The organism is Streptomyces sp. NPDC001194, assembly GCF_042896985.1.
Lineage (GTDB): Bacteria > Actinomycetota > Actinomycetes > Streptomycetales > Streptomycetaceae > Streptomyces.
Map to the genome: position 1 here is coordinate 653,841 of NZ_JBIAXU010000001.1, position 11,744 is coordinate 665,584.

11 protein-coding genes are annotated in these 11,744 nt (G+C 71.4%); 7 read left to right on the plus strand and 4 right to left on the minus strand.

Features of this window, described 5'->3' with window-relative positions:
- Positions 1-57 precede the first annotated feature (57 nt).
- The 3 genes from ACFY1T_RS03055 (at position 58) to ACFY1T_RS03065 (ending at position 2,470) form a co-directional block, all read left to right on the plus strand.
- A complete protein-coding gene (locus tag ACFY1T_RS03055; protein ID WP_390786719.1) occupies positions 58-753 on the plus strand; it encodes an MOSC domain-containing protein in 696 nt (231 codons plus the stop codon).
- A 159-nt stretch (positions 754-912) separates the two neighbouring features.
- Positions 913-1,686, plus strand: coding sequence for an SDR family NAD(P)-dependent oxidoreductase (locus ACFY1T_RS03060; RefSeq protein ID WP_390786720.1), 774 nt, complete (start codon positions 913-915; stop codon positions 1,684-1,686).
- 94 nt (positions 1,687-1,780) lie between these two features.
- A complete protein-coding gene (locus ACFY1T_RS03065) occupies positions 1,781-2,470 on the plus strand; it encodes an ester cyclase (RefSeq protein ID WP_390786721.1) in 690 nt (229 codons plus the stop codon).
- A 69-nt stretch (positions 2,471-2,539) separates the two neighbouring features.
- Here the strand turns inward: ACFY1T_RS03065 and groL are convergent, their stop codons facing one another.
- Both groL and groES read right to left on the minus strand, forming a co-directional pair.
- A complete protein-coding gene (gene groL / locus ACFY1T_RS03070; RefSeq protein WP_030864329.1) occupies positions 2,540-4,171 on the minus strand; it encodes a chaperonin GroEL in 1,632 nt (543 codons plus the stop codon).
- Positions 4,172-4,280: 109 nt separating this feature from the next.
- Entirely contained in the window at positions 4,281-4,589 is a 309-nt protein-coding gene (gene groES, locus ACFY1T_RS03075; RefSeq protein WP_030154760.1) for a co-chaperone GroES, read from the minus strand.
- Between the two features lie 279 nt (positions 4,590-4,868).
- Between groES and ACFY1T_RS03080 the strand changes: the two genes are divergently transcribed.
- Genes ACFY1T_RS03080 through ACFY1T_RS03095 form a run of 4 tightly spaced genes read left to right on the plus strand, consistent with a single transcriptional unit; the run spans position 4,869 to position 9,725 of the window.
- Positions 4,869-5,552, plus strand: coding sequence for a response regulator transcription factor (locus tag ACFY1T_RS03080; RefSeq protein ID WP_390786722.1), 684 nt, complete (start codon positions 4,869-4,871; stop codon positions 5,550-5,552).
- Positions 5,542-7,017, plus strand: coding sequence for a sensor histidine kinase (locus tag ACFY1T_RS03085; RefSeq protein ID WP_390786723.1), 1,476 nt, complete (start codon positions 5,542-5,544; stop codon positions 7,015-7,017). Before ACFY1T_RS03080 ends, ACFY1T_RS03085 begins: the two co-directional genes overlap by 11 nt.
- A gap of 57 nt (positions 7,018-7,074) precedes the next feature.
- Positions 7,075-8,304: an LCP family protein gene (locus ACFY1T_RS03090; RefSeq protein WP_390786724.1), complete on the plus strand. Its 1,230-nt coding sequence runs from the start codon at positions 7,075-7,077 to the stop codon at positions 8,302-8,304.
- Positions 8,292-9,725: an FtsW/RodA/SpoVE family cell cycle protein gene (locus ACFY1T_RS03095; protein ID WP_390786725.1), complete on the plus strand. Its 1,434-nt coding sequence runs from the start codon at positions 8,292-8,294 to the stop codon at positions 9,723-9,725. Before ACFY1T_RS03090 ends, ACFY1T_RS03095 begins: the two co-directional genes overlap by 13 nt.
- Before the next feature lie 126 nt (positions 9,726-9,851).
- Here the strand turns inward: ACFY1T_RS03095 and ACFY1T_RS03100 are convergent, their stop codons facing one another.
- Positions 9,852-10,703 carry a polysaccharide deacetylase family protein gene (locus ACFY1T_RS03100; RefSeq protein WP_390786726.1) on the minus strand — a complete coding sequence of 284 codons (852 nt, stop codon included), beginning with the start codon at positions 10,701-10,703 and terminating at the stop codon, positions 9,852-9,854.
- A 14-nt stretch (positions 10,704-10,717) separates the two neighbouring features.
- The gene (locus ACFY1T_RS03105; protein ID WP_037846356.1) at positions 10,718-11,665 is read right to left on the minus strand and encodes a polysaccharide deacetylase family protein; all 948 of its coding nucleotides are present in this window, start codon (positions 11,663-11,665) and stop codon (positions 10,718-10,720) included.
- Positions 11,666-11,744 lie beyond the last annotated feature (79 nt).

An 11,744-nucleotide genomic window follows, 5' to 3' on the forward strand; every position in this document is an offset into this window, starting at 1 on the left:
GAGCCCGGCGCCAATATTCCCACGCCCCTTTGAGGCGGCTGGGTTACCGTGCTCCCCATGGCTCTGTTCCCCGCGGCTCCCCCGCACGTCGCCTCCGTGAACCTCGGCCGCGCGACGGCCGTCGACCACACCGACGCGGAAGGCGGGATGACCGGCATCGGCAAGCGGCCCGTACCCGGTCCGGTCCACGTGTTCCCGCCCGGCCCCAAGGGCGTCGGCGCGAGCGGCCTCGAGGGCGACGCCGTCTGCGACCTGCGCCACCACGGCGGGGACGACCAGGCCGTGTACGCCTACGCGCGCGAGGACCTCGACTGGTGGGAGGGCGAGCTGGACCGCGAACTGCCCGCCGGGCTCTTCGGCGAGAACCTCACCACCTCCGGCCTGGAGCTGACGGGCGCGCTGCTCGGCGAGCGCTGGCGGGTCGGTACGGGCGGGCTCGTCCTCGAGGTGGCGTCGGCGCGCATCCCGTGCCGCACCTTCCAGGGCGCGCTCGGCGAGAAGGGCTGGGTCAAGCGGTACACGCTGGCCGCGCGGCCGGGTGCGTACCTGCGCGTGCTCCGGGAGGGGCCGGTCTCCCCCGGCGACCCCGTCGAGATCCTCCACCGCCCCGACCACGACGTGACGGTGGAGCTCTGGTTCCGGGCCTTCACCACCGACCGGTCGCTCCTCGCGCGCACGCGGGCGGCGGGCCCGGCGATGGCTGCGCAGTGGCACGAGACGGCTCTCGCGCATCTGGAGAAGTACGGGCAGTAGTAGGGAAGTAAGGGCGCACACGGCCGGGAGCAGGGCGTTCGTAGCCGGAAGTAGCCGTTCCGCAGCGGGAAGCGACGGTTCGCGGGCCCGACGATCACGAAGGTGTACCGCCCGGCGGGCTCCCCTTGAGCTGTCGCCGGGGGCGGCTAGGTTGCGTTCATGACGACTGCGTTGATTACGGGATCCACGGCGGGCATCGGCGCCGCATTCGCCCGGCGGCTCGCCGCCCAGGGCCACAACCTCGTGCTGGTGGCCCGGGACACGAAGCGGCTCGCCGAGCAGGCCACCGAGCTGCACGACCGGCACGGCATCGAGGCCGAGGTGCTGGCCGCCGACCTGTCCGCCGACGAGGGCATCGCGGCGGTCGAGCGGCGCCTGGGCGACCGTACGCACCCGGTGGACCTGCTGGTCAACAACGCGGGCTTCGGCAACAAGGGCCGCTACCTCGAAGTCTCCATGGCCGACGAGCTGACCATGCTGAAGGTGCACGTCGAGGCGGTCCTGCGGCTGACCTCGGCGGCCACCGGATCGATGCGCTCGCGCGGCCGCGGCGGAGTCGTCAACGTGGCCTCGGTGGCGGCGTTCGTACCGCGCGGGACGTACGGGGCGAGCAAGGCCTGGGTCGTGCAGTTCACGCAGGGTGCGGCGCGGGACCTGTCCGGATCGGGCGTGCGGCTGATGGCACTGTGCCCGGGCTTCGTCCGCACCGAGTTCCACCAGCGGGCCGGCATGGGCACGGACAACATCCCCAACTGGATGTGGCTGGACGCGGACAAGCTGGTGGCGGCGGCCCTGGACGACCTGGCGCGCGGGAAGACGGTCTCGGTCCCGGATCCGCGGTACAAGGCGCTGATGGGCCTGGTGAAGCTGACGCCGCGCGGGCTGCTGGGCGGGGTGTCCTCGCGCACGGGCCGCAAGTACGGCCCCCAGTAGTCCGAGTGACTCGCGGGTAGGCCGGTCCCCGAACCGGCCGAACGGGTGAAATCTCCCTAAACTGGATACGTCCCATCCAGCGCGGGAGTACGCCATGACATTCGTACAAATAGTCGATTACGAGACCAGCAGGCCCGAGGCCGTCAACGAGGTCATCGACCGGTACCTGGCGGAGACGAAGGGCAAGCGCACCGTGGCCCACACCGTGGTGGGCAAGGACCGGGAATCCGACACGCGCTACGTGGACGTCGTCGAATTCCCGTCGTACGAAGCGGCCATGAAGAACTCTCACCTGCCGGAGACGGACAGGATGTTCCAGGAGATGATGGCCCTCTGCGACGGGATGCCCCGGTTCACCAACCTGGACGTCGTCCGCGACGAGCACCTCAACGCGCTGCTCGCGAACCGCATGTACGAAGAGGTCGCGATGAAGGGCGACATGTCCGTGATCGACGAGATCTTCGCGGCGGACTACCGGGACCACGACATCAGCCGGCCCGAGGACAAGGTCGGCCGCGACGGCATCCGCGAGGACGTGCAGATGTGGCGCGGCGCCTTCGACATCACCTTCACGCGGGACGCCCAGATGGCCCAGGAGGACTACGTCACCACGATGTGGACCTTCAAGGGCAAGCACAAGGGCGAGTTCATGGGGATCGCACCGACCGGCAAGGACTGCACGATGACCGGCACGACGGTCTTCCGGTGCGAGGACGGAATGATCAAGGAAGGCTGGTGGCACTACGACGCCATGCGCCTGATGAGGGAACTGGGCGCGATGTGACGGCACCCCGCTCGCGGGAAGGCCCCGTTCCGCCGATGCGGAACGGGGCCTTCTCGATGTGGGGCGCGATCAGTGGCTGTGGCCGTGACCGCCGTGGCCGTGACCGGCGTCGCCCTCGTCCTCGGCCGGCTTCTCGACGACCAGGGTCTCGGTCGTGAGCAGCAGGGAGGCGATGGAAGCGGCGTTCTCCAGCGCGGAGCGGGTGACCTTGACCGGGTCGATGACGCCGGCCTTGACCAGGTCGCCGTACTCGCCGGTGGCGGCGTTGAAGCCCTGGCCCTTGTCGAGCTCGGCGACCTTCGAGGTGATGACGTAGCCCTCGAGGCCGGCGTTCTCGGCGATCCAGCGCAGCGGCTCGACGGCGGCGCGGCGCACGACCGCGACACCGGTGGCCTCGTCGCCCGACAGGCCGAGGTTGCCCTCGAGCACCTTCACGGCGTGGACGAGCGCGGAGCCACCGCCGGAGACGATGCCCTCCTCGACCGCGGCGCGGGTCGCCGAGATGGCGTCCTCGAGACGGTGCTTCTTCTCCTTGAGCTCCACCTCGGTGGCGGCGCCGACCTTGATGACGCAGACGCCGCCGGCGAGCTTCGCCAGGCGCTCCTGCAGCTTCTCGCGGTCCCAGTCCGAGTCCGTGGACTCGATCTCGGCCTTGATCTGGTTGACGCGGCCGACGACCTCGTCGTGGCTGCCGCCACCGTCGACGATGGTCGTGTCGTCCTTGGAGATGGTCACGCGGCGCGCGGAACCGAGTACGTCCAGACCGGCCTGGTCGAGCTTGAGGCCGACCTCCTCGGCGATGACGGTGGCACCGGTGAGGGTGGCCATGTCCTGGAGCATCGCCTTGCGGCGGTCGCCGAAGCCGGGGGCCTTGACGGCGACCGCGTTGAAGGTGCCGCGGATCTTGTTGACGACGAGGGTGGAGAGCGCCTCGCCCTCGACGTCCTCGGCGATGATCAGCAGCGGCTTCGAGGCGCCGGCCTGGATGACCTTCTCGAGCAGCGGCAGGAGGTCCTGGATGGAGGAGATCTTGCCCTGGTTGATCAGGATGTACGGGTCGTCGAGGACGGCCTCCATACGCTCCTGGTCGGTGACCATGTACGGCGAGAGGTAGCCCTTGTCGAAGGCCATGCCCTCGGTGAACTCCAGCTCCAGGCCGAAGGCGTTGGACTCCTCGACGGTGATGACACCGTCCTTGCCGACCTTGTCCATCGCCTCGGCGATGAGCTCGCCGACCTGCTGGTCCTGCGCGGAGAGCGCGGCCACGGCGGCGATGTCGGACTTGTCCTCGATCGGACGGGCGGTCGCGAGGAGCTCCTCGGACACGGCCTTGACCGCGGCGTCGATGCCCTTCTTCAGGGCGGCCGGGGAGGCGCCGGCGGCGACGTTGCGCAGGCCCTCGCGGACCAGCGCCTGGGCCAGCACGGTGGCGGTGGTGGTGCCGTCACCCGCGATGTCGTTGGTCTTGGTCGCCACCTCCTTCACGAGCTGCGCGCCCAGGTTCTCGTACGGGTCGTCCAGCTCGACCTCGCGGGCGATGGTGACACCGTCGTTGGTGATGGTGGGGGCGCCGAACTTCTTGTCGATGACGACGTTGCGGCCCTTGGGGCCGATCGTCACCTTCACCGTGTCGGCCAGCTTGTTGACGCCGCGCTCGAGGGCGCGACGGGCGTCCTCGTCGAACTTCAGGATCTTCGCCATGGGAGCGGTTCAGCCCTCTCGAAAACTCGGGTTTAACGAACTGCGCCCCTTGCCGCCCGGCAATCAGCGGGGTGACCAGGGGCGCAGCTCAAAGCAATGCTTCGGTGAATTACTTCTCGATGATCGCGAGCACGTCGCGAGCCGAGAGGACGAGGTACTCCTCGCCGCTGTACTTCACTTCGGTGCCGCCGTACTTGCTGTACAGCACGATGTCGCCGACGCTGACGTCCAGCGGAAGACGCTGGCCGTCCTCGAAGCGGCCCGGGCCCACGGCGAGGACGACGCCCTCCTGGGGCTTCTCCTTCGCGGTGTCCGGGATGACCAGGCCGGAAGCCGTGGTCTGCTCGGCGTCGAGCGGCTGGACCACGATGCGGTCCTCGAGCGGCTTGATGGCAACCTTGGAGCTGGTGGTCGTCACGATCCGACCTCCCCCTTCGGAGATCTCACGGGGCTAACTGTCTGAGGTGGCGACCAGGTGGATCCGTCGTCGCGGGTGCCGGACCTGCCCGTCGCTGTGTTGGCACTCACCGGTGGCGAGTGCCAGGTGCGAGACTATTCCGGCGATTAGCACTCGGTCAAGCGGAGTGCCAACACACGCCACCGGGTCGTCCGGATCGGGGGGCTCCCCGGAGCTCCGCGACCCCCTCCCCGGGCGCCGTCCGGGGCCCCGGGTGGGCGGTATGTGACAGTTGGGGGCGTGCGGATACTCGTGGTCGAAGACGAAGAGGGCCTCGCCGAGTCACTGCGGCGCGGCCTCTGCGCCGACGGGCACTGGGTCGACCTCGCCCACGACGGCCACCGCGGGCTGGAGCTCGCCCGCACCGGCTCCTACGACGCCGTCCTGCTCGACCTGATGCTGCCCGGACTCGGCGGGTACGAGATCTGCGCCCGGCTGCGGGCCGACGGCGACCCCACGCCCGTCCTCATGCTGACCGCCAGGGACGGCGAGCACGACGAGGCCGAAGGCCTCGACTCCGGCGCCGACGACTACCTCACCAAGCCGTTCTCGTTCGTGGTTCTGGCCGCCCGGCTCCGCGCCCTGGCCCGGCGGGCGGCCGCCACCGCCGACCCCCACCCCACCCTCCAGGCCGGCGACCTCGTCCTCGAACCCGCCGGGCGCCGCTGCCGCCGCGGCGCGCAGGACATCGAGCTCACCGCCCGCGAGCTCGGCGTCCTCGCGTGCCTCATGGAGCAGCCCGGCCGGGCCGTCTCCAAGCAGGACATCCTGGACGAGGTCTGGGACACCCCGCACGCCATCGACCCGAACATCGTCGAGGTGTACGTCTCCTCGCTGCGCAAGAAGATCGACGCCCCCTTCGGCCGCCGCTCGATCCTCACCGTCCACGGCACCGGCTACCGCATGGCCCCCGATGGCGGTTAGGGGACGCCCCGCGGGCCGCCCCGGCACGCCGCGCAAGGCACCCCCCGGGACGAGCCGGGGACCGCTGCGCCGGCGGGCCGCACTGGCCGCCGCGCTCGCCATGGCCACCGTGCTCGGGGCCGGCGGGCTCTGGCTGTACACCCTGCTCCGGGCCAACCTCCTCGACAACACCACCGGCCGCACCGAGCTCGCCGCCCGCAAGGTCGCCGCCCAGCTCGGCGGCCACGCCTTCCCCGGCGGGCGGCTGCCCGCGCCGGAGAGCGGGGTGGACCTGGTCCTCGTACGGGACGCGCAGGGGCGGACCGTCGCCTCCACCGGGGACCTCGGGGACGCCCCCGACCTCGGCGGCCTGCGCCCGCCCGCACCGGGCGCGTCCGGTGGGCCCGGCGCCTCCGGCGAGGACTCCCGCTCCGCCGTGCTCCCGCCCGCGCGCCCCGGCGCGGAACGCCGTGCGGTGGTCGCGGTCGAGGCGCCGGGCGGGCACGAGGTGTACGCCGTCACCGTGCTCGGCGACGTGGACGACGCGACCCGCGCCATCGCCCTCGGCCTGCTGGCCGGCGCACCCCCGCTGATCGGCTTCGCGGCGGCCCTCGCCTGGTGGGTGACGGGGCACGCCCTGCGCCCCGTCACCGCGATCCGGACCGAGCTCGCGGCGGTCACCTCCAGCGAGCTGGACCGCCGTGTGCCGGACCCCGGCGGGGCGGACGAGATCGCCCAGCTGGCCCGGACCGTCAACGACACGCTCGACCGGCTGGAGCGGTCCGACGCCCGGCAGCGGCAGTTCACCGCGGACGCCTCGCACGAACTGCGCAACCCGCTGGCCGCGGTCCGCTCCCGGCTGGAGGTGGCGCTGGCCCAGGGCCGCCCCGACCGGGAGTCGGTCGCGGCCGCGCTGGCCGACACCGAGCGGCTCCAGCGCATCGCGGCGGACCTGCTGCTGCTGGCCCGCCTCGACGGCTGCCCCGCGCCCCGGACCGAGCCGGTGGACCTGGCGCTGCTGGCAGCGGAGGACCTGGCCCGGCGCCCGGCCCCCCGGGTTCCGCTGCGGCTGGACGCGCGGGCGCCCGTACCGGCGTCCGGGGATCCGGCGCGGCTGGAGCGGGCGCTGGCCAACCTGGTGGACAACGCGCTGCGGCACGCCCGTACGGGGGTGGTCGTACGGGCGGCCACCGAGCCGGCGCCGCCGGCCGGCGGCTGCGACTGGGCGGTGCTGGAGGTCGAGGACGACGGCCCCGGCATCCCGGCGGCGGACCGCGACCGGGTCTTCGAGCGCTTCGTCCGCCTGGACCCGGACCGCGGGCGCGCGGGCGGCGGTACGGGGCTGGGCCTGGCCATCGTGCGCGAGATCGCCCGCGCGCACGGCGGCGAGGCGCGTGCGCTGCCGTCGGGGGCGGGCGGGGGCGTCCGCCTCGTCCTGCGCGTACCGGTGGCCCGCGACTCCGCAGTCCCGGGCCGGGAGTCCTGAAGGCCCTTTCAGGACCCTCAGGACTCCTTCAGCGCACCTCCCGCACCATCGACTGGCATGAGCGCGCACCGGAGGAAGACCAGCCACCCCGTCCGCCGGCCCCGCCGGGGGCGCCGGCCCCGCCGCATCGCCCGCACCCTGCTCGTGACCGCCTGCGCGCTGGCGGTCACGGCCGCCGCCGGCGCCTGGTACGCGTACCGGGACCTCGCCGGCAGCATCGGCAGCTCCAAGGCCCTGCAGGGGGCCGAGAAGTCGAGGTACGGGGACACCAACATCCTGCTGATGGGCCTGGACAGCCGCCGCGACCAGAACGGCGAGAAGCTGCCGGAGGAGGTCCTCGACGAACTGCACGCCGGCAGCTCCGACATCGGCGGCTACAACGCGAACACGCTGATCCTGCTCCACGTTCCCGGCGACGGCAGCCGGGCGAAGGCCTTCTCGGTCCCGCGCGACGACTACGTCGAGCTGGCCGGCGGCCTGGGGAAGGACAAGATCAAGAAGGCGTACGGGCTGGCGAAGGCCAAGGAGGAGGAGCGGCTCTCGGCCCGGGGGGTCAAGGACCGGCGACAGCTGGAGCGCGAGGGGCGGGAGGCCGGCCGCGCGGCGCAGATCGAGACGGTCCGGAACTTCCTGGGCGTCCCGGTCGATCACTTCGCCGAGCTCAACCTGGCCGGTTTCCACCACCTGGCGGACGCGCTGGGCGGCGTGCCGGTGTGCCTGAAGAAGCCGGTGCGCGACACGTACTCGGGCGCCGACTTCCCGGCGGGCCGTCAGACCCTGAACGGTCGGCAGTCCCTGGCCTTCGTGCGCCAGAGGCACGGCCTGGACATGGGCGATCTGGACCGGACCAAGCGCCAGCAGGCCTTCCTGGCGGGTGCCACGCAGAAGCTGAACTCGGCCGGGACCTTCACCGATCCGGTCAAGCTGATGAAGCTGATCGACGCCGCGAAGCAGGACGTGGTGACGGACGAGGGCTGGGACCTGCTGTCGTTCGTGAAGCAGGCGAAGAACCTGTCCGGCGGGAAAGTGGCGTTCACGACACTGCCCGTGGAGCGGTTCGGAAGGAACCATGGCGAGGACATAAACGTCGTAGACGATATGAAGATAAAGCGCCTCATTGCCGAGCAGATCGGACCGGGGGCCTCCGCCTCCGCGTCCGCTCCGAGCCCGGGCGCGAGCCCGGGCGAGGCGCCGGGGGCGTCTCCGGAACCGGGCGGCGCCGCCCCGGCCCCGGCCGCGAGCGGCGGCCCCGCCATCGACGGTGGCGGCATCCCGTGCGTGGACTGAGGCCCCTCACGACGGCCGGCGCACGCCGCCGGACCGAGGCGCTGCTCCTCGTCTTCGTCGTCGCCCTCACCGTCTTCGGCCACGCGAGCGCCGGCCTGGCGATGAACGGCGAGCTGCCCGCCAACCTCACCGGCTTCACGATCAGCATGACGCTGCTGGCGCTGGTGGGGCACCTGGGCGTGCGCCGGTTCGCGGCGTACGCGGATCCGCTGATCTTCCCGCTCGCCATGCTGCTGTCGGGGCTGGGGCTGGTGCTGCTGCACCGGCTGGACCAGTCGTACATCGCGCGGTACGGCGGCGAGGCCAACGCGCCGGGGCAGTTGCAGTGGACGGTCATCGGCGTGGCCGCGTGCCTGGCGGTGGTGGCGCTGCTGCGGGACCACCGGCTGCTCCAGCGGTTCATCTACATCACGATGGCGGTCGCGCTGGTGCTGCTGATCGCGCCGGCGTTCTTCGGCGCGGACACCTACGGGGCGAAGCGCTGGATCATCCTGTTCGGGTTCTCGCTCCAGCCGGGCGAGTTCGTGAAGATCATGATCGCGATCTTCTTCGCGGGCTATCTGGTCATCCACCGCGATTCGCTGGCCCTGACGGGACGGAAGTTCCTGGGGATGCGGCTGCCGCCGATGCGCCAGCTCGGGCCGATCATCACGGTGTGGATCGTGTCGCTGCTCGTGCTGGTCTTCGAGCGGGACCTGGGCACGTCGCTGATCTTCTTCGGCGTGTTCGTGGTGATGCTGTACGTCGCCACCGAGCGCACGAGCTGGATCGTGACGGGCCTGCTCATGGCGGGGGTCGGGGCCTTCGTGGTCGGCTCGACGGAACCGCACGTCAAGGGGCGCGTGGCCGCGTGGCTGGAGCCGCTGTCGTACTACTGGAAGGAGCGGCCGCCGGGGGTCATCTCGGACCAGTCCGCGCAGGCGCTGTTCAGCTTCGGCACGGGCGGCATCTCCGGGACGGGTCTGGGGATGGGGCACCCGGAGTTGATCGGCTTCGCGGGGCGCAGCGACTTCATCCTGACCACGGTGGGCGAGGAGCTCGGGCTGGCCGGGGTCATGGCGGTGCTGCTCCTGTACGCGCTGCTGGTCCAGCGGGGGCTGCGGATGGCGCTGGGCGCACGGGACCCGTTCGGGAAACTGCTGGCGGTGGGCCTGTCGGCGGCGCTGGCGCTCCAGGTCTTCGTGGTGGCGGGCGGCGTGACGGGCCTGATCCCGCTGACGGGCAAGGCGCTGCCGTTCCTGGCGAAGGGCGGCTCGTCCCTCCTGGCCAACTGGATCATGATCGCCCTCCTGCTGCGCATCAGCGACAGCGCGGAACGCCAGCGCGAGGCCGACGCCCGCGGTCCGGTGGAGACCACGATCACTCCAATGGTCGTACCTCAGAACCCCGAGAACGCGCTGCCGGGCGGGAACCAGCGGTAGGGTCGGCGCCCGCCGCTTGCGGGAGCGGACCCCCGCTCCGATGGTGGAGGAGCCCCGGAGCCGGCCGGACACTCCGCCGGCACCACCCCTCGCGCCGGTGGACCCTGCGGCGCGTCGGGTGACGGGTCAGAGGTAGTCCTCCAGGCGGCCTATGCGGTAGCCCTGCTCCTGGATGCGCTGGAGCATGCGGGTGGTCATCTGGATTTCCGTCGAGCCCTTGAGCTCGGAGGGGCCGCGGAAGTGGGCCAGGATGATGTCGCCCGGCTTGAGGGCGGAGCCCTCGGCGTACTGGAAGTTGTTGATCTGCATCGACACGCGCCACAGGATCACCTGCGAGATGCCGCATTCGGAGGCGGCCTTCAGGGTGTCGTCGTTGTAGTTGCCGTACGGCGGGCGGAAGCGGACCGGCTTGGTGCCGAAGCGCTTCTCCAGGTGTTCCTGCTGGCCGCATATCTCCTTCTTCTGCGCCGCGAAGGGCAGGGTCCGGAGGTTCGGGTGCGACAGGGTGTGGTTGTTGATCGTGCTGCCGGAGCCGTTGTCGCGGAGCTTCTCGAAGTGCCCGTAGTCCGACGAGGCGATGTTGTCCGTCAGGAACATGCTGATCGGCAGCTTGAGGTCGGCCGCCATCTTGAGGAACTCGGGGTCCTTCTCCGCGCCGTCGTCGAAGGTGAGGAAGACGACCTTGTCGGCGGGCGCGACGGGTATTCGGTTCACCACCTGGGCCTTGCCCGGGGCCGCCGGGGGCAGGGAGGGCTTCCGGTCCGGCTTCGGGGCGAATTCCAGGGGGGCCTTCAGGCCCCACTTCTTGTACGCCTCGTCCCCCGACGGGGTGGCGGCCGCCGACTGCTTCCCGCTCGCCGGGGGCGACGGCGTCGCCTCCGGCGTCTTGCCGCCCAGCCTCCCGGCCGGGTCCGCGCCGCCCCCGCACCCCGTCAGGGACAGCGCGAGCGCGCCGGCCGCCAGCGTTGCGACTGTCAACCGGCGCGCGTACCTCACAAGTAGTCCTCCAGGCGGGCCACGGCGTACCCCTTGTCCGTGACGGTCTTCATGACATGACGGATCATGTCAGGCATCGTGCCCTTCCAGTCCTCCCGCCCTCGGAAATGAGTCAGGATGATGTCTCCAGGGTGGAGGTCGCGGTCCCATTCCCGCCAGTCCATGCGGTTCACGAAGGCCTCCGCGTTCCACAGCGGGACCGCCTTGATGCCGCAGGACTTCGCCGCGCGCAGCGTGTCCTGGTTGTAGTTGCCGTACGGCGGCCGGAACAGGGTCGGGCGCTTGCCGAACTGCTTCTGGATCGTGTCCTGCTGCCCGCAGATCTCCTCGCGCTGCTCGTCGTACGAGAGCGCCGGCATGTAGCGGTGGTTGAGCGTGTGGTTGTTCAGCGAGACGCCGGCGGCCTGCATCTGCTTGAAGTACGGGTAGTTGTCGCGGACGAGGTAGTCGCTGAGGAACGCCGTGTACGGGATCTTCAGCTCCTGCATCATCTTCAGGAACTCGGGGTCCTTCTCCGCGCCGTCGTCGATCGTCAGGAAGACGACCTTGTCCTCCGTGGGGACGGTGGTGAAGACGGGCGGGAGCTCGTCCTGGCCCTCCACCTCGAAGCCCTCGCGGGTGGTGATCTCCGGCTTCGTCTTCGGGGCGGCCGGTGCGGCCAGCGGCGGCTTGGCCAGCCGCCACTTCTTCGCCGCGGCGATCCGGGCCTGCTGGGCGGCCTTCTGCTGCTCGGCCGGGTTCGCGACCGCGCCCGCGGCGCCCGCGGGTGCGTCCGCGGCCTTGCCGCCCTTGCGGGCGGGAGCCGAGTCGGCGGCGGAGCCGCATCCCGTTCCGAGGGCGGCGACCAGCAGTGCGGCCAGTGCCACCCCGACGCGGCCGCGCGGACCCGCCGCGGACCGGTGACCATGAAGCGTCTTATGTTCCGTTTGTCCGACTAGCTGCATAGCAGCGCATCCTGGCACCCGCCACGCGCGCCGCCCGGACGACACCGCGCACCGCGCCGCCACGTTCCTCCGACCGGCC